This is a genomic window from Xanthobacteraceae bacterium (assembly GCA_019454205.1).
In the GTDB taxonomy this organism is placed as follows: Bacteria; Pseudomonadota; Alphaproteobacteria; order Rhizobiales; family Xanthobacteraceae.
Window position 1 is genome coordinate 482,585 of the sequence record CP075369.1, and the last position, 17,763, is coordinate 500,347.

The 17,763-nt window shown below is 62.6% G+C and carries 18 protein-coding genes; 3 read left to right on the forward strand and 15 right to left on the reverse strand.

Going from position 1 to position 17,763, the window contains the following annotated elements; all coding sequences use genetic code 11:
• Window positions 1–7: 7 nt before the first annotated feature.
• The 10 genes from KF794_02340 to KF794_02385 all read right to left on the reverse strand — a co-directional run bounded on the left by KF794_02340 (window position 8) and on the right by KF794_02385 (window position 8,687).
• The gene (locus tag KF794_02340) at window positions 8–874 is read right to left on the reverse strand and encodes a hypothetical protein (protein ID QYK45565.1); all 867 of its coding nucleotides are present in this window, start codon (window positions 872–874) and stop codon (window positions 8–10) included.
• An 8-nt stretch (window positions 875–882) separates the two neighbouring features.
• Window positions 883–1,455 carry a cysteine hydrolase gene (locus tag KF794_02345; protein ID QYK46559.1) on the reverse strand — a complete coding sequence of 191 codons (573 nt, stop codon included), beginning with the start codon at window positions 1,453–1,455 and terminating at the stop codon, window positions 883–885.
• 23 nt (window positions 1,456–1,478) lie between these two features.
• Window positions 1,479–2,399, reverse strand: a complete 921-nt coding sequence (locus KF794_02350) for a glycine--tRNA ligase subunit alpha (GenBank protein QYK45566.1) — start codon at window positions 2,397–2,399, stop codon at window positions 1,479–1,481.
• 67 nt (window positions 2,400–2,466) lie between these two features.
• Window positions 2,467–4,455 carry a MacB family efflux pump subunit gene (locus KF794_02355; GenBank protein ID QYK45567.1) on the reverse strand — a complete coding sequence of 663 codons (1,989 nt, stop codon included), beginning with the start codon at window positions 4,453–4,455 and terminating at the stop codon, window positions 2,467–2,469.
• Window positions 4,452–5,654, reverse strand: coding sequence for an efflux RND transporter periplasmic adaptor subunit (locus KF794_02360; protein QYK45568.1), 1,203 nt, complete (start codon window positions 5,652–5,654; stop codon window positions 4,452–4,454). Before KF794_02360 ends, KF794_02355 begins: the two co-directional genes overlap by 4 nt.
• A gap of 1 nt (window position 5,655) precedes the next feature.
• On the reverse strand, window positions 5,656–5,847 hold the full coding sequence (locus tag KF794_02365; protein QYK45569.1) for a hypothetical protein: 192 nt from the start codon (window positions 5,845–5,847) through the stop codon (window positions 5,656–5,658).
• Between the two features lie 23 nt (window positions 5,848–5,870).
• On the reverse strand, window positions 5,871–6,728 hold the full coding sequence (locus KF794_02370) for a S49 family peptidase (protein ID QYK45570.1): 858 nt from the start codon (window positions 6,726–6,728) through the stop codon (window positions 5,871–5,873).
• 17 nt (window positions 6,729–6,745) lie between these two features.
• Window positions 6,746–7,474: a methyltransferase gene (locus KF794_02375; GenBank protein QYK45571.1), complete on the reverse strand. Its 729-nt coding sequence runs from the start codon at window positions 7,472–7,474 to the stop codon at window positions 6,746–6,748.
• Window position 7,475: 1 nt separating this feature from the next.
• On the reverse strand, window positions 7,476–7,700 hold the full coding sequence (locus KF794_02380; protein QYK45572.1) for a DUF2007 domain-containing protein: 225 nt from the start codon (window positions 7,698–7,700) through the stop codon (window positions 7,476–7,478).
• Between the two features lie 3 nt (window positions 7,701–7,703).
• The gene (locus KF794_02385) at window positions 7,704–8,687 is read right to left on the reverse strand and encodes a glycosyltransferase (protein QYK45573.1); all 984 of its coding nucleotides are present in this window, start codon (window positions 8,685–8,687) and stop codon (window positions 7,704–7,706) included.
• A gap of 140 nt (window positions 8,688–8,827) precedes the next feature.
• Here KF794_02385 and KF794_02390 point away from each other — a divergent pair, with 140 nt between their 5' ends.
• Window positions 8,828–9,835, forward strand: coding sequence for a polyprenyl synthetase family protein (locus KF794_02390; protein ID QYK45574.1), 1,008 nt, complete (start codon window positions 8,828–8,830; stop codon window positions 9,833–9,835).
• Between the two features lie 19 nt (window positions 9,836–9,854).
• On the opposite strand, the gene KF794_02395 is transcribed toward KF794_02390, so the two are convergent.
• Window positions 9,855–10,730 (reverse strand): 4-(cytidine 5'-diphospho)-2-C-methyl-D-erythritol kinase, encoded by an 876-nt coding sequence (locus tag KF794_02395; protein QYK45575.1) that lies wholly within the window; start codon window positions 10,728–10,730, stop codon window positions 9,855–9,857.
• A 117-nt stretch (window positions 10,731–10,847) separates the two neighbouring features.
• Here KF794_02395 and KF794_02400 point away from each other — a divergent pair, with 117 nt between their 5' ends.
• Together KF794_02400 and KF794_02405 are read left to right on the forward strand one after the other, a co-directional pair.
• Window positions 10,848–12,641 carry a tetratricopeptide repeat protein gene (locus KF794_02400; protein QYK45576.1) on the forward strand — a complete coding sequence of 598 codons (1,794 nt, stop codon included), beginning with the start codon at window positions 10,848–10,850 and terminating at the stop codon, window positions 12,639–12,641.
• 67 nt (window positions 12,642–12,708) lie between these two features.
• Window positions 12,709–13,623 carry a LysR family transcriptional regulator gene (locus tag KF794_02405; GenBank protein QYK45577.1) on the forward strand — a complete coding sequence of 305 codons (915 nt, stop codon included), beginning with the start codon at window positions 12,709–12,711 and terminating at the stop codon, window positions 13,621–13,623.
• 6 nt (window positions 13,624–13,629) lie between these two features.
• Here KF794_02405 and KF794_02410 read toward each other — a convergent pair whose 3' ends face one another.
• The 4 genes from KF794_02410 to KF794_02425 form a co-directional block, all read right to left on the reverse strand.
• Window positions 13,630–14,049 (reverse strand): hypothetical protein, encoded by a 420-nt coding sequence (locus KF794_02410; GenBank protein ID QYK45578.1) that lies wholly within the window; start codon window positions 14,047–14,049, stop codon window positions 13,630–13,632.
• Between the two features lie 82 nt (window positions 14,050–14,131).
• Window positions 14,132–15,112, reverse strand: a complete 981-nt coding sequence (locus KF794_02415; GenBank protein ID QYK45579.1) for an oxidoreductase — start codon at window positions 15,110–15,112, stop codon at window positions 14,132–14,134.
• 19 nt (window positions 15,113–15,131) lie between these two features.
• Window positions 15,132–16,367, reverse strand: a complete 1,236-nt coding sequence (locus KF794_02420) for an MFS transporter (GenBank protein QYK45580.1) — start codon at window positions 16,365–16,367, stop codon at window positions 15,132–15,134.
• A gap of 4 nt (window positions 16,368–16,371) precedes the next feature.
• Window positions 16,372–17,634 carry an MFS transporter gene (locus KF794_02425; GenBank protein ID QYK45581.1) on the reverse strand — a complete coding sequence of 421 codons (1,263 nt, stop codon included), beginning with the start codon at window positions 17,632–17,634 and terminating at the stop codon, window positions 16,372–16,374.
• Window positions 17,635–17,763 lie beyond the last annotated feature (129 nt).

The following is a 17,763-nucleotide window of genomic DNA, read 5'->3' on the forward strand; positions in this document are numbered from 1 at the left end:
GTGCCTATCAAGCTCCGTTAGGCTTGTCACGCGGCGGCTGGCGCATCGGCACGAGATGCCAGCGCCTGCAATGCGGACAACGCTCGTAGCGCTTCGTGAGCAGGTTCAGCGCGAACAGCGAACGCGGATAAATCTCGCCGCAGCCCGGGCAGGTGGCCGAGCCGAGCAGGCCTTCGCGTGCCTTTCCGCTCGCAAGCCGGTTTACGAATAGGAACATCGCTATCGTGAAGGTCACGATGTAGAGCACCAGAAGCTGCCCCCAGATTTGCGGGCCGAGCCGGAACAGATTGATCTGGGAAAAATAGATCGGGAAGTTGAGTGCGAAATGCAGCGCGATGCCGAGTAGCGCGGCAGGCCAAAGCGAGCGGCCTTCGGCAAAGCGCCTGAAGAACCATGCGATCATCGCGCCGTGCAGGAAGCACACCATCAGTCGTTCGGTGAGAAAGCCGCCGAAATAATAAAATGGCAGCGACGCGAATTGCGGCGCGCGCGACAGCCGTTCCGCGATGAACCACAATTCGCCGACGCCGAATCCGAGGCCGACAGCCAGCGCGATAGCAACCGCGTTCTCGCGCGTTATGGCCTTTCTTACCGAAGGCACGCCGAGCGCAAACCACTTCGCCGGTTCTTCCGTGAGCGGCGCATAGAACAAGGTGATCGCGGTCAGGACCGCTCCGGCGCCGAGCCAGCCGCTCAGCAGTTCATGCAGCGGCAGGCGAATGAAATAGAAGGCCAGCGGCTGTAGCGGCAGCGCGAAGAAAAACGCGAGAAGAAGAACGCTGCGGTCGGAGCGCTGCGAAGTTCTCCGTATCATCGCGCCGACAGTCAAGATCGCGAGGACCGTAGTGATGACCGCCGCAATCAGGAGGCCCATCGGATTGGTTATGCCTTGAGCGCGGCGAGGGGCGTGACGATGGCGAAGCGGTCGGCAAGGCCCGCGAGCGCTGCGCGGTGCAGTTCCGTGGCCGGAATGAAATTGCCACCGGTCGGATCGGGCAGGTCGCGCGTGCCGGAAGCGTCCGCGATTACAGTGGAGCGGTAGCCGAGATCGAGCGCCGCGCGCACCGTGGAAGAGATGCACATGTGCGTCATGAATCCGGCGACGATCAACGACTTGCGCCCGGTCTTCATCAGCACGTCCTGCAGGTTCGTTCCCGCAAACGAATTCGGCAATGCCTTCTCGACACGCGCCTCGGAGGAAACGGCGGCTGCTTGCGGTGCGAGATCGAACGCGGGCGTGTCCGGATCGAATAATCCGCCGGTGCGCCCTTTATGCTGCACATGCACGACCGGCGTATTCGCGAGCCGCGCAGCCTTCAGGAGAAAGTCGATGTTGCGAAGCGCATTCTCGACGCCCGGCAACGGCAGCTTGCCGGTCACATATTCGTTCTGCGCATCGATGATGAGCACGACGCTTTCGGAGAAGCGCCCCGGTTCGTTCGGCGCGCCAGCCATCTGCAACAGGGTCTTTGGGTTGCTCACGCGCGCCCTCCCGCCGTCTTCAGCCACGCTTCGCCACAGGCCTTCGCTAGTTCGCGCACGCGGAGGATGTAGCTCTGTCGCTCGGTGACCGAGATCACGCCGCGCGCATCGAGCAGGTTGAAGACGTGGCTCGCCTTGATGCACTGGTCGTAGGCGGGCAGCGCCATCAGATGATCTTCGCCGCGCAATCCATCGGCGAGATATTTCTTGCAGGCACCCTCGGCCATCTTGAACTGCTCGAACAGCATGGCGGTGTCGGCATATTCGAAATTGTGCCGCGAATATTCCTGCTCGGCCTGCTTGAACACATCGCCGTAGGTGACCTTCTTATCGCCGTCGAGCCCGTTGAAGTTGAGGTCGTAGACGTTCTCGACGCCTTGCACATACATGGCGAGACGCTCAAGACCGTAGGTGAGTTCGCCGGAGACCGGCGCGCACTCGAAGCCCGCGACCTGCTGGAAATAAGTGAACTGCGAAACTTCCATGCCGTCGCACCAGCATTCCCAGCCGAGACCCCATGCGCCGAGTGTGGGGCTTTCCCAGTCGTCCTCGACGAAGCGGATGTCGTGTACTTTCGAGGCGACGCCGATCGCGGCGAGCGACTGGAGATACAAGTCCTGCAAGTCGGGCGGCGAGGGCTTCAGGATCACCTGATACTGATAATAGTGCTGCAGCCGGTTCGGGTTTTCACCGTAGCGCCCATCCTTCGGGCGGCGCGAGGGCTGCACATAGGCGGCGTTCCACGGCTTCGGGCCGAGCGCGCGCAGCGTTGTCGCCGGGTGAAACGTGCCCGCGCCCATTTCCATATCGTAGGGCTGCAGGATCACGCAGCCGCGCGACGCCCAGAAATTCTGGAGCGTCAGGATCAGGCCCTGAAACGAGCGGGAAGGGTCGAGCGATTTGTTCGAGTCGGACATGCGGGAGGGCTTTGCGAAAATCGGCGCGACCCTAGGCAGGAGAGGCAGGGAAGGCAAGCACGCCTTGTTATTCGTAGGACAGCGCCACCACCGGGTCCATGCGCGCGGCGTTGCGGGCTGGCAGGTAGCCGAACAACAGGCCGGTCAGGAACGCGCAGGAGAACGCGAGGATCGCAGGCAGCGGCGACAACACGACCGATACTCCGAAGGATTGCACCACCAACGCGACGACGATGCCGAGCGCGACGCCGATCAACCCCCCGATTCCGCACACCACCAGCGCCTCGGTGTTGAATTGCAGCAGAATGTTTCCCTGCCGCGCGCCGGTCGCCATCCGCACGCCGATTTCGCGCGTTCGCTCGGTGACGGAAACCAGCATGATATTCATGACGCCGATGCCGCCGACAAGCAACGAAATCGCGGCGACGGAGGCGAGCAATAGCGTGAGCGTTTCCTGTGTCGCGATTGCCGCTTCGAGAATGGAAGCTGTGTTGCGGATCGAGAAATCCATCACGCCGCGATGCCGCTCGGTGACGAGTTTCTCGATATCGGCTTCCGTCTGCTTGATCTCGTCGGCATTGGCGACCAGTACGGTGATGGATTGCAGGTAGCGCTTGCCGAATACGCGCATGTAGCCGGTGGAAAGCGGCATCACGACCACGTCGTCCTGATCCTGTCCCCATGGTGTCGCGCCGCGCGCGCTAAGCACGCCGACGATCTCGAACGGCACGTTGCGCACCAGAAGATAGCGGCCGACCGGGTTTTCGCCGTCCGGGAACAACGCGTTGACCACGGTCTGTCCCAGCACGACCACGGGTGCGTAACCCTTCACATCGTCATCGCTGATGAAGCTGCCCTGCGCCACCGGCCAGTCGCGCGCCTGCGCGTAACCGGGCCATGCGCCGAGGATGACGGTCTGGTAATCGGTATTGCCGAAACGCACGGTTGCCCGCGATTGCCGCTCCGGCGAAACCACGGTGACGGCGGGCAATTCCGAAATCGCTTTCGCGTCTTCTTCCACCAGCGTTGCGATATCGCCGGTTGCGCGCACGCGTCGCGCGCCGGGGCGCACGACAAGCAGGTTCGTGCCCATCGACGAAATGCGCTCCAGCACCTGCTGCTTCGAGCCGTCGCCAATGCCGAGCATCGCGACAACGGCCGCGACGCCGATCACGACACCGAGCAAGGTGAGCGCGGTGCGGAACAGGTTCACGCGCATGGAGTTGAGCGCCATTTTACCCGCCTCGACCAGGTCGGGCAGCCAGTGATTGCGCGTGTTCAGATCAATTTGAAAGTTTTGTTTTGTTGCCTGCGCTCCGGGCTTGCGCTCGTCGGATTGAATCTTGCCGTCGGCAATGCGGATCACGCGCTCGGCATGTTCCGCGATCTCCGGGTTGTGGGTGATGATGATGACGGTGTGGCCTTCGGCGTGCAGCTCTTTCAGGAGCGCCAGCACTTCCTCGCCGGAGCGCGTATCGAGTGCGCCGGTCGGCTCGTCGGCGAGCACGACGGGCGCTTCGTTCATCAGCGCACGTGCGATGGAGACGCGCTGCTGCTGGCCGCCGGAAAGTTCGGTCGGCTTGTGATGCCAGCGCTCACCGAGGCCGAGCCGCGCGAGCAGCTTTTTCGCGCGCTCCATGCGGTCGCGTTTAGAACGGCCCGCATAGGCGGCGGGGATTTCCACGTTCTCGGAGGCCGTGATTGCGGGCAGCAGGTTGAAGCGCTGGAATACGAAGCCGAAGGTGCGGCAACGCAGCGCCGCGAGCTGGTCGCTGGTCAGCGTTTCCACGTCGATGCCCGCGACGCGATACGTCCCGCTGCTCGGCCGGTCGAGGCAGCCGATGATGTTCATCAGCGTCGATTTGCCGGAGCCGCTTTGTCCCATGATCGCGACCAGTTCGCCTGCTTCGATGGTGAGCGATACGCCGTCGAGCGCGCGCACCGTGCTGGTGCCCTGCTGGTAGTGCTTGTGAATATCAGTGAGTTCGACTAGCGGCGCGGACGGCGCTTCCGCGCGGGCGGATTGCGTGCGTTTCTGGTACTGCGCGGCGTTCATTTGAACTTCGGCACGCCAATGCCGGTGCGCTGCTTGTCGCTTCCCGACCGCTGCACCTGGCCGATGACGACGCTTTCGCCTTCTTTAAGCCCGCTCAGCACTTCCGCGACGTTGCGATCCTGCAATCCGACCTTGACGCGCCGGTTCTTTACCTCGCCGTTTTCGATCACGCGTACGAAGTAGGTATCTTTATCGCGCTGCGAGGGCCGCAACGCCTGCACCGGCACCAGCACTGCGTCCTTCACTGCACCGAGCACGAAGAAAACCTGCGCGGTCATGTTGGTCATGAGTTCACGTTCCTTGTTCGGAACGTCGATCAGCACGTTATAGAGAATGACGTCGTTGACGATTTCCGGCGTCGGATAGATTTGCCTCACGGTGGCATTGAAGCGGCGGTCCGGCATGCCGAGCGTGGTGAAGTAGACCGGCATGCCGACGGTGATGCGCGGAATGTCCGCTTCCGCGACCTGCGCCCACACCGTCATCACGTCGAGGTCGGCGATGCGCACGATGATCGGCGCGGTTTGGTTTGCGTTCAGCGTCTGGCCTTCGAACGCGATCTGGTTGACGATAGTGCCGGGCAGCGGCGCGAAAATCTTAGTGTAGTTCAGGTTCGCGACATCACCCTCCAGCGTCGCTTCCATTTCCTTGATTTGCGCTTCGAACGAGGAAATTTTCGCTTCGTCGATTTTCAGCGTGGCGAGTGCGGCGTCGTAGGCATCCCTGCTGGTCGAGTTGGTCGCGAGCAATTGCCGTGAGCGTTCTTCGCGCGTGCGATCCAGCATCAGTTGCGCGCGCGCCTGTTCGAGTTGCGCGCGCAGATTGTCGATCTTGGCACGGCCCGCGAGCACGCGGGTCTGATAGACGGTCGGATCGATTTCCGCGAGCAGCTTTCCCTGCGGAACGTTGTCGCCGATCTCGACATGAACCTTGCGAAGCTGGCCGGAAACCTGCGTGCCGATGTCGACCCAATTCTTGGGACGCACCTGCGCCAGCGCAGTCACGGTTTTTTCGAGGTCGCCTTTCGTCACCGGCTCGGTGCGGAATGACGCTGCATCCTGTCCGCTGCCGGAAAAGAAGTAATAGCCACCCGCGAGCAATAGCGTGGCTGCGATCAGCGAACCGAGCAGGAAACGCCGGTCGCGAAAACGTCCGCGCAGCGATTCCAGCTTCGAGAGGTTGTCGGGCTTCTGCAACATGTCAGCGTTTCTGCGGACGATAGTTTCCGGTTTCGGGATCGCGTTCGAGCTTCGCAATGTCGCCGTGGTTATCGAGGCCCTCGCGGCGCACGCGCTCCAGGTCGGCATTCGCCTTTTCCGAAGCGAGCGAGAAAATCTTCACGGCGGCAGCCGCGCCGACGGCGCCCAGAACCCAGATCAGCAGCGGAGGCATCGGACTCTCCTTCGGTTCGGACGTTACAGGCCGTAGCGGCCCCAGAGTGCGCGCTCTTCCAGCGCGCCGAGTAGCGACTTCGCGCCATCCGGACCCAGTATAGCCTGTGACAGGCCGGGGATGCGACGGCTGAGCAATCCGCCCGGCGGCGCTATCAGCGGCAGCGCGACATTGGCGCCATAGCGCTTTTGCAGGGTGCCGCGCACGTCGCCGACGCCATCGATCAGGCCGTATGCGGTGGCCTGTTCCGCCAGCCAGTATTCGCCATTGAACAATGTCTTGTCGGATTCGGCGAGGCGCTTGCCGCGGCTGCGCTTCACCAGCGCGATGAACTCGGCATGGATCGTGGTTTGCAGCGCCTTGAGGCGGCGGATGTCTTCCGGCTTCGCGGGCAGGAAAGCATCGAGCTGCCGCTTGTTGTCGCCCGCCGTATACACGCGCCGTTCGATGCCGGCTTTCTTCAGCATCTTCTCGAAGCCGAAACTCGCGCTGACCACTCCAACCGAGCCGACGATGGAATAGGGGTCCGCGAAAATCTCGTCGGCAGCGCAGGCGATCATGTAGCCGCCGCTGGCCGCCACGTCCTCGACGAACACGAACACCTTCTTCTTGTTCTTCTCGGCAAGCTGGCGGATGCGCTGATAAATAAGGTGCGATTGCGCGGGCGCGCCGCCCGGCGAATTGACGACCAGCGCAACCGCGGGTGCGCGGCGATACGCGAAGGCGCGATCGAGCTGTTTCGAAACGGAAGCGAGCGACATCGAAGAAACCAACGGCATGGAAATGCCGATTGCGCCGGAGAGGCGCACCACCGGCACCACCGGACGGCGGCGAAACAACCGCGAGAAGAATCCGTTTTGTTCCTTTTCTTTGCGTACCATTTCTTTGTTGCCTTGAACTAGTCCGTCAGTAGCGGCGCGCCGTCGCGCAGGATTGCTTCCGCCTGCGCCGAAGGTTTGCCGCTCGCGTCGTTGAGAATGAATCCGGGCTGCAAGGTGGAAGGGGTCTTTCGTCCCTTGATGGCGCGCACAATCACGCGGATCGCTTCCGTATCCGGCTTCGGATAGACCGGGATGATCTCGATAGCACCGAAGCGCCCGTCCAGCGACTTAAGGATTGGTAATGTCGAATCCGGCCGGTGAATCGCGACCAGCGTGCCGTTCGATTTCAGGTGGCGGATGGCGCAGGCGATCCAGCGCTCGAACGTCGCCGGTTCCGCGACATGCGCCTTTGCTTTTGCCGCATCGGGCGAGGTTCGCATTGCCGTCGCGTCGTTGAACGGCGGATTCATGATGACGAGATCGCAGGCATCGTTCTGAAGCGGCAGTCCTGTGGTGACATCGCCGCATACAGCGGTGACGACGTCGGCAAAGCCGTTGCGCCGCGCATTCTCCAAAGACAGCTCGGACAAGCGCGGGTCGATTTCGACGAGCGTGACTCGCTTCGCACGCCCCCGCGCGAGCAGCGCCAGCCCGGCGGTGCCGACGCCCGCGCCGAGATCGAGTGCGTGATGGGATTTTGGTGCCGCCGCTGCCAGAAGGATGGCGTCGTGTCCGGCGCGATGGCCGTCACGCGGCTGGAGCAATTTCAGTTTGCCGCCGAGCGCCGTGTCGTCGGTGGTTTCCATCTCAGTCGGACTTCAGCGTATTGCCGAGGTCGGCGTCGATCATCAGGCGCTTCGCGCGCTCGAAATAATCTTCCTTCACCAGCACGCGGCGCGGCAGAAAACCGAGCGACCCATCCATGACGCTCATGTGCTGGTCGGCGATGAAATAGGGAATGTCCGCGGACTTGAACAGCGCTTCGATGGCGGTGATCAGCACAACATCGTTGGTGCGGACGATCTCTTTCATACGTCAGCGTTCGTTTCCGGGCGCGGGATAGGAAAGATAGGTGAGCCGCTTCAGTTCGCGCCGCCCGCGCGTCACCGTGTCGAGGATCAGGCCCGACATCAGCGAGAGGAACGAGAGCAGCATCAGCGCGGTCGCAAGAATGGCGGTCGGTAGCCGCGGCACCAGCCCAGTTTCGAAGAAGGTGCGAAACACCGGAATCGAGATCAGCACCGACAGGATGAAAAAGAACGCGGAGATGATCGAGAAGAATTGCATCGGCCGCTCGGTGCGGAACAGCTTGCCGATGGTCCAGAGAATCCGGATGCCGTCGCGGTAGGTGTTCAGCTTCGAGGTCGAGCCTTCGGGCCGCGCATAATAAGGAGTCTCGATTTCCGCGACCGGCATGCCGAGTTGCAGCGAATGCACTGTCAACTCGGTCTCGATCTCGAAGCCGGTGGAAAGTGCCGGGAACGATTTCACGAAACGCCGCGAGAAGATGCGATAGCCGGAAAGAATGTCGGAGAAGCTCTTGCCGAACACGCGCGTGACGAAGGTCGTGAGCACCCAGTTGCCGAAGCGGTGGCCGGGACGGTAGGCGGCTTCTTCCTGATCGACGCGCGAGCCGACCACCATATCGAGTTTTTCCTCTATCAGGGTCGCAATCATCTTCGGCGCGCTCGGTGCGTCGTAGGTCGCGTCGCCGTCGATCATCACATAGACGTCGGCGTCGATGTCGCCGAACATGCGCCGCACGACATGGCCCTTGCCCTGCCGCGTCTCGATGCCGACGATCGCGCCGGCCTTCTTCGCTTCCGCGACCGTGTTGTCCTTCGAATTGTTGTCGTAGACATAAATGTCGGCGGAGGGCAGCGCCGCGCGGAATTGCTTCACCACCGTGCCGATGGCGGCTTCCTCGTTGTAGCAGGGCACGATCACCGCGATTTTCAGGCCCGCCGGCAGCTTCGTGCGCGTGGCCGTCTTCGATTTCGCGGTCGTCCGGGTGAGCATCCGTCTCTCCAAAAAAATGGGCGCCCGGTGGCGCCGCTATCTATGCCGCAAGCCTGTCGCGCGGGAAAGCGGCGACGCCATGGCAGGTTGCCGGGGGTAGGGGGCAATCTCTATGGTGAGGACGAACGGAGTATGAAGAAGTGGCCGTAGTCCTGCCTTTCGAGGCGCCCGAACCCTCCATCGAACGCCTCAGCACGCTGGTTCGTTCCGATCTCGGCAAGGTCAATGCGTTGATCCTGCGCCGGACCGGCTCGGAAGTAACCATGATCCCGGAGGTCGCGAACCACCTGATCTCCTCGGGCGGCAAGCGCCTGCGGCCGATGCTGACGCTCGCCACCGCCGCCTTCACTGGCTACCGGGGCGAGGGGCATATCAACCTCGCGGCTTCGGTCGAATTCATGCACACCGCCACGCTCCTCCACGACGACGTGGTGGACGAGAGCGAGCTTCGCCGCGGCAAACCGTCCGCGCGCATGGTCTGGGGCAACGAGGCGAGCGTGCTGGTCGGCGATTTCCTGCTCGGCCAGGCGTTCCAGATGATGGTCGAGGTCGGCAACCTGCGGGCGCTGGAGATTCTCGCGAACGCGGCTGCTGTGATCGCGGAAGGCGAGGTGATGCAACTCGCCGCCGCGAAGAACATGGACACGACCGAAGACGCCTACCTCGCCGTGATCCGCGCCAAGACTGCCGAACTTTTCGCCGCCGCCTGCGAAGTCGGCCCGGTGATCGCGCAGCGCCCGAAGGCGGAGCATGAAGCCTGCCGCTCGTTCGGCACCAATCTCGGCATTGCGTTCCAGCTTGTCGACGATGCGCTCGATTACGGCGGTAGCCGCGCCAAGATCGGCAAGAACACCGGTGACGATTTCCGCGAAGGCAAGATCACGCTGCCCGTCATCCTCGCGTTCCGCCGCGGCAACGAAAGCGAGCGCGCGTTCTGGCGCAAGTGCATCGAGACCGCCGAAATCGCCGACGGCGATCTGGAGCGCGCCATCGAGCTGATGCAGAAGCACCGCGCACTGGAAGACACGGTCGAGCGCGCGCGCCACTACGGCAAGATCGCGAAAGACGCGCTGGCCCTTTTTCCGGACGGTGATGGCAAGCAGGCGTTGCTCGACGTGGTCGATTTCTGCGTCTCGCGCGCGCACTAATCTCTTCAGTAAGCGCTGGCTACCGTAGCGTCGCTACCGCGACCCACCACGCCGCGCGTTCTTCCTTGATCGACTCCGCGGCTTCGCGCGCTTCGCTTTTGGTTTCGTACAGCGCGAACACCGCCGAACCGGAGCCGGTCATGCGGATCAGCGTGGCGTCGCCCACTTCGTCGATCAGTTGCTCGGCCGATGCGATCAGCGGCGTGATGCTGCGCGCCGCTTTCGCGAGATCGTTGGCGTAAAGGTGCAGGAAATTGGCGAAGTCTTTTTTCTTCGAAGGGATCGAGGCAGCATCGATACCGAGTTCGGATGGCGGATCGCGGAAGCCGTCATGCGCGCCGTAAACCAGCGGCGTCGGCACCGGCACGCCGGGCCAGACCAGCGTAGCGTACATCACCGGCAGCTTCAGCGGTTTCGAAAGCACGTCGCCGATGCCGCCGATCAGCCGCGCTTTCGGATCGAGGCATACGGCGACATCCGCGCCGGTTTCCTTCGCTGCGGCGAGCAGGCGAGGGTCGTCCGCTTTGATCTTGTTCGCGCGCGCCAGCAGCCGTAGCGCAGCCGCCGCATCCGACGAGCCGCCGCCAAGGCCTGCGCCGGATGGAAGATTTTTCACGAGGCGGAAATGTCCGCGCTTCAGCCCCGGAACTTTTTTTGCGAGCGCGCGCGCTGCCTTGAGCACGAGGTTGTCTTTATCCGGTCCCGCGCCCTCCGCGGTCGGTCCTTCCACCTCGAGCGAGTAAGCATTGTCCGTACCCGGCGTGAAGAACACCTTGTCGCCCTTGTCGGCGAAAGCGATCAGGCTCTCGATTTCGTGATAGCCGTCGGCGCGCTTTTCTCCGACCCGCAGCATCAGATTGACCTTGGCGGGCGCGCTTTCTTCATACGTCGGCATGGGATTGGGGGCCGTTGTTTAGGGTGCGGTTATGCAGCCTGATTCTGCCTGATTTGCGGGCGGCGGGCATCCTTGCGATGGCCATGAATCGGGGGCATGGTGCCGCGCAACCGGCAAATGCGGAATAGCCGGATTTCACAAGGAGCCAGCGTTTTGAGCCATTGCCGGGCGTTCGTGCGGCGTCTCCGCCGTGCCACTTTCGCAGCCGTGCTGGTCGCGGCCGGAACCGTCACCGCGCATGCGGAGGTTCCGCGTGTATTCGAACTCGCGAGCACCTCGCCCGCCGGCAATTATCTCGCCGCGCGCATCGCCGGAACCGCTCGCGATATGGCGGCGGCTTCCGCCTATTACCGTGCCGCGCTCCGCGCCGACCCCGCCAATCCCGAACTGATCGAACGCACGTTCATCGTGACCGTCGCCGCCGGCAACATCGACGATGCTGCGCCGCTCGCCGAGCGCCTCGTGCTGCTCGACAAGAACCACCGCATCGCGCGGCTCATTCTCGCAGCGCGCGCAATCAAGCAGAACCAGTTCGCACAAGCGCGCACGCATCTCTCACAGGCGGTGCGCGGTCCGATCGCGGATCTTACCGCGACCTTGCTCACCGGCTGGACCTATTACGGCAATAATCAGTTCAAGAACGGCGTTGCCGCCATCGACCGGCTGCAAGGCCCCGAATGGTACGCACTGTTTAAGGAACTGCACGCCGGGCTGATCCTCGATCTAGCCAACCAGCGCAAGGAAGCGCTCAAGCGCATCGAGAACGCGCGTAAGCTCGACGCAACCAACCTGCGCACGGTGGATGCCTATGGCCGCGTGCTCTCTCGCGCCGACCGCCGCAACGATGCGCTGAAGGTCTACGGCGAATATGCGAAGTCGCTCTCTCCGCATCCGCTGGTGCAGGCTGCGTTGCAGGAACTCGAGTCCGGCAAGAAGCTTGCGCCTGTTGTCGCCAATGCGCAGACGGGGGCAGCGGAAGTGCTGTTCGGTCTTGGCGCTGCGCTGGCGCGGCAGGGCGGCGAGGATCTCGGCCTCGTCTACCTCCAGGTTGCGATCTATCTCGCCCCCGAACACCCGCTCGCCACTGTCGCGCTGGGTGATCTTTATGAAACCATGAAGCGCTATGAACTGGCGGCGGAAACCTACGACCGCGTTCCGAATTCTTCGCCGCTGAAGCGCAATGCCGAAATCCAGCGCGCGCTCAATCTCGACGTTATCGACAAGAAGGACGAAGCGCGCGAGAAGCTCGATGCGCTGGTGAAGGAGAATCCGAAAGACCTCACCGCGCTGATCGCCTATGGCAACGTGCTTCGTGCCAGCAAGAAATTCGCCGAAGCCGCCGTCGTCTATTCCAAAATCGTCGATCTGATCGGCGAACCGCAGCGCGAGCACTGGACCGTCTTCTATTTCCGCGGCATCTGCTACGAGCGCTCGAAGCAGTGGGCGCTCGCGGAGAAGGATTTCGAACTCGCGTTGAAACTGATGCCGGACGAGCCGCAGGTCCTGAACTATCTCGGCTATTCCTGGGTCGATCAGGGCGTGAACCTCGACCGCGCACTGGACATGATCCGTAAGGCCGTCGCGCTGCGCCCGAAGGACGGTTACATCGTCGATAGCCTCGGCTGGGCCTACTACCGCCTCGGCCGTCTTCAGGAGGCCTCCGACGAACTCGAACGCGCGGTGGAACTTCGTCCGGACGATCCGACCATCAACGACCACCTTGGCGACGTGTATTGGAAGACCGACCGCAAGCTGGAAGCGACCTTCCAGTGGCGCCGCGCGAAGGATTTGAAGCCGGAACCCGAGGACCTCTCGAAGATCGAGCAGAAGCTCAAAGAGGGCCTGGCCGACGATCCAAAGCCGCAGCCGGCTGAGAAAACCGAAGAAAAGAAGAACCCGGACAAGGGCTAGACCCACTGGCGTTTGATAAATCGCAAGGCCATACTGCCCGCGCAAAGCGTGAGTTGCGTGGGCGCATATGGCCGATATTGCGTGGGATGAGTTCCGGCTGGTCAAGGCAATTGCCGAAACCAAGTCGTTGGCCGGCGCGGCCGATACTTTAGGCATCAATCATTCAACTGTTTTCCGCCGTCTCGGCGCGCTGGAAAAAGCGATCGGCGCGCGCCTGTTCGAGCGCAGCCGTACCGGCTATGCGCCGACCGCAGCGGGCGAGAAGATGGTCGAACTCGCGTTCCGCATTGCCGACGATGTGGTCGATCTGGAGCGCAAAATCACCGGACAGGATCTTCGTCCGTCGGGAGAGTTGCGCGTCACCACCAATGACACGCTGCTTGTACACCTACTCTCGGATGTCTTTGTCGGGTTTCGCAAGACCTATCCCGAAATCAATCTCGACATCGTGGTCGCGAACGAGTCGCTCAATCTCTCCAAGCGCGATGCCGACATCGCGATCCGCGCGACCGACAGGCCGCCGGAAGCGCTGATTGGCCGCCGCCTCGCCAGCATCCGTTGGGGCGTGTTCGCGCCTGCCGCTGACAAGCCGAAGCCTTTCTTGCAGGCAGACGCACGCCGCTATCACTGGATCGGACTGTCCGACGGTATCGGCGGACCGAAGCCGAACAAGTGGCTGATGGAAAACGCGGGGCCGGACCGCATCGTATACAAGATCAATACCGTACTCGGTCTCGCCGAAGCGGTCGCTGCGGGCGGCGGTCATGCGCTTCTTCCCTGCTTCATCGGCGCGGCGGTGGAAGGCGCAGAGCGTGTCGGTTTTCCGGAGCCGGACATCGAGGCCGGCCTCTGGCTGCTGACGCATCCGGATTTGAAGAATTCCGCGCGCGTTCGTGCGTTTCTGGATTACACCGCGCAGGAAGTTGGAAAACGCCGCCACATCATCGAATGCGCGGACGATCCGGTGAAGGCGCAAAAGTAGCCGGTGCTATTTCTTGGTCTTGCGTCCGGCAACGATCGGACGGCCGCCGCGCACGAAATCGCAATACATGAAGCCAAGCCCCGCGATTGCGCCGCGGAAACTGTTGTGGCTCGTCTTGGTGATGGTGAAGCAGGGCGAGAACCGTGCGCCGCGCAACGTTGCGCAGATCTGGTCGCCGCTTTCGTATACTGTATTCACGGGCAGGCGGATGTAGCGCGAGGGCTTGTCTTCGCCTGGACGAATGGTACCCGCGACCGAGCCGTCATGGTCGATACGGCCGATACCAGTGGTGCCGTCAAAGCAGCGATAGCCGAATATTTTACCCGCGATGAAGGCACGGGCTTGCTTCGCACCGAGCACGGTTTCCTGAGCGCTTGCCGGGAAGGCAATCGCGAAGGCCAGCAGAATGAGGCTCAAGCGAATCATGGTGGAACCGGTGCCCCGGGGCTTGTACGATAGCTACCGCAGAAACCCCGGCTTCTTGTCAAGTTCGAGGCAAGGCGGCCTGTCAGCCAATCTTCACAACCGTACGCCCGCGAACTTGTCCCGCAAGGATTTTCGGCGCCACTTCCATCACGCCTTCCAGCGGTATTTCAGTGGTCATCGCTTCCAGCTTCTTGCGGTCGAGGTCCTTGGCGAGCCGTTCCCAGGCCTCGCGGCGGCGCGGCTGCGGGCACATCACGGAGTCGATGCCGAGCAACGATACGCCACGCAGGATGAAGGGCGCGACCGACGCGGGAAGGTCCATGCCGGCGGCCAGACCACAAGCCGCGACCGCGCCGCCGTATTTTGTCATGGAGAGCACGTTCGCAAGCGTATGCGAGCCGACCGAGTCGACGCCGCCGGCGAAGCGTTCCTTGCCAAGCGGCTTCGCGGGCTGGGAAAATTCAGCGCGGTCGATGATCTCGGCGGCGCCGAGCGATTTCAGATAGTCCGCTTCCGATGCGCGTCCGGTGGAAGCGGTGACGCTGTAGCCGAGTTTCGAGAGTACGGCGATTGCAACCGAGCCGACGCCCCCGGCGGCGCCGGTGACGACGATCGTTCCGTCGGAGGGTTTCACGCCCGCTTTTTCCAGCGCGATGACGCAAAGCATGGCGGTATAGCCCGCGGTGCCGATGGCCATTGCCTCGCGCGCGGTCATTCCGGCGGGAAGCTTCACCAGCCAGTCGCCTTTCACGCGGGACTTCGCACCGTACGCACCGAGATGGGTTTCGCCGGTTCCCCAACCGTTGAGGACAACGCTATCGCCTGTCTTGAAATCCGGGTGCGACGAGCTTTCCACTTTGCCGGCGAAATCTATGCCGGGGATCATCGGGAAGCGGCGCACCACCGGCGCCTTGCCGGTGATGGCGAGGCCATCCTTGTAGTTCACGGTGGAATATTCGACCGCGACGGTGACGTCGCCGTCCATGAACGCCGCTTCGTCGAATTCGCCGAGCGCGGCGGGCTGGCCCTTTTCAGGGACGATGATGGCTTTGAATTTTCCCATGCGCGGTTTCTAGACGAGTTTACGAAGGCGCGGCAACCGCGCGCGTGACAGGTTTCTCGACGATGGGCAGGTTGATGACAGCTGCGAACAGGCCGAGCAAGATAGTGAGATACCAGACCACATCGTAGGAGCCGGTGCGCTCGTACAGGATGCCCCCCAGCCAGACGCCGAGAAAGCCGCCAACCTGATGGCTGAAGAAGGCGAGGCCCGCCAGCATCGTCAGCCAGCGCGTGCCGAACATTACCGCGACCAGTGCCTGCGTCGGCGGCACGCTCGAAAGCCACAGCACGCCCATCACCGCGCCGAAAAGCATCGAGGTCAGTGGCGTCGGCGGGACGAGAATGAAAACGAGGATGACCACCGAACGCAGCGCATAGATCGCCGCAAGCAGGAAGCGTTTCGGCATCCTGTTGGCGAGCCAGCCGGAGCCGATCGAGCCGAGAATGTTGAACAGGCCGATTATGCCGATCGTCCAGGCTCCGACCTCGACCGAAAGTCCGCGGTCCACCAGATAGGTCGGCAGATGGATGGTGATGAAGAACAACTGGAAGCCGCAGGTGAAGTAGCCGAGCACGAGCAGCATATAGCTGCGATGGCTCATCGCCTCGCGCAGCGCTTCGCGCACCGATTGCGCCGGCGCGGCGGGACCGCTTTCGGAAAGTTCGCGAGGACGCGCTAGTGCGAGCGAGAGCGGCATCATGACGAGTACGATGCCAGCGAAGATCAGCAGCGTCGTGTGCCAGTTCAGTGCCTGATTCAATCCGATCGCGAGCGGCGAGAACATGAATTGTCCGAACGAACTCGCACCCGTGCCGAGTCCGAACGAAATCGAGCGCCAGTGTACCGGCAGCAATTTTCCGAATGCGCCGATCACGACCGTGAACGAAGTACCTGCAAGCCCGAAGCCGATCAGAAAACCCGCCGATAAAATCAGCGCGCCCTGCGAGGTCGCGAAGGCCATGCCGGCAAGGCCAACTGCGTAAAAGGCGGCACCCACCCACACCACGCGCACCGCGCCATAGCGGTCGGCGATTCCGCCTGCGAACGGTTGCGCAACGCCCCACAGCAACATCTGCAAGGCGAGCGCGAAAGCATAAACGTCGCGGCCCCAGCCTTTCTCCTGCGTGATCGGGGATAGAAACAGTCCCAACGTTGAACGCGGGCCGAAACCTATCAGCGCGACCAGGCAGCCGAAGATCAGGATAACGAGCGGCGTGCGCCAGCCATGCGAACGCGGCGTATCGGCTGTTGTCATTGCGTCATGCGGCCGGAGCGGCGAGGCGTGCGACCGGCTTCTCCACGATCGGCAGGTTGATGAGTGCGGATAATACGCCGAACGTCACCGAGAGCCACCACACCATGTCGTAGGAGCCGAATTTCTCGAACGCGATGCCGCCGAGCCAGACACCGAGAAAGCTGCCGACCTGATGGCTGAAGAAGACAAAACCATACAGCATCGCGAACCAGCGCGTGCCGAACATAATTGCAACCAGCGATGAAGTCGGCGGCACGGTGGAGAGCCAGGTCAGACCGGTGATGACCGCGAAGATCAGCGTGGCTTCCACGCTCGGCGGGATCGAGATGAAGATCGCAATCGAGATCGCACGCGTCAGGTAAATTGCGGACAGGATGTAGCGCTTCGGAACCCTGTTTCCGAGCCAGCCTGCGGTGAACGAGCCGACGATGTTGCACAACCCAATGATCGCGAGTGTCCATCCGCCGACCTGCGCCGAGAGTCCGCGGTCAAGCAGATAGGACGGCAAGTGCGCCGTAACGAATGCGAGCTGGAAGCCGCAGGTGAAGAAGCCGGTGACGAGCAGGACATAGGACTTGTGGCCGAATGCCTCCGCCAGCGCTTCGCGAAGCGATTGCGCCTGTTCAGGCGTCGCGTTTTGCGAAGTCACCGCTGCCTTGTTGGTCGCCGTCATCAGCGCGGTCGCGAGCGGAATGACCAGCAGCACCAGCGCCGAGAATACGAGCAGCGCATACTGCCAGCCGAAGTTCTGGATCAGCGCGACGCCGAACGGCGCGAACAGGAATTGCCCGAACGAACCGGCCGCCGTACCCGCGCCGAAGGCGAGGCCCTGCCATTCCTTCGACACCAGCTTGCCGAAGGCGGTGAGCACGATGTTGAACGAGCAGGCCGACAGCCCGAAGCCGATCAACACGCCACCGGTGATGTTCAGCGTCAGCGGGTTTGTCGCGTAGGCCATCAGCGCGAGGCCGAGCGAGTAGAGCACCGCGCCGCCAGCCAGCACCTTGGCGGTGCCGAAGCGGTCGGCGATTGCGCCCGCGAACGGCGTGCCCATGCCCCAGAGCAGGTTCTGGACCGCGAAGGCGAGGGCGAACACGTCGCGTCCCCAGCCGTACTGCGCCGACATCGGCGTCAGGAAGAAGCCGAAGGAGGAGCGTGGCCCGAAGGTCACGATCGCGATCAGGCATCCGAAAATGACGATAACCAGCGGGTTCTTCAGGAAAGAAAGCAGCGGCGCAGGCGCGGCGGGCGCGGGTGTCGTGGACATCGGTGTTCCCCGGCTGCCGGTATTATTTTGTATGCGGCGCGGGCTGCCTTCGCGCGTGCGAAACCTAGCCGTGAAGTTTATCAAGCGGAAATCGTTTTGCGCTGCGCTGCTATCGAAGCGGCGCATAGG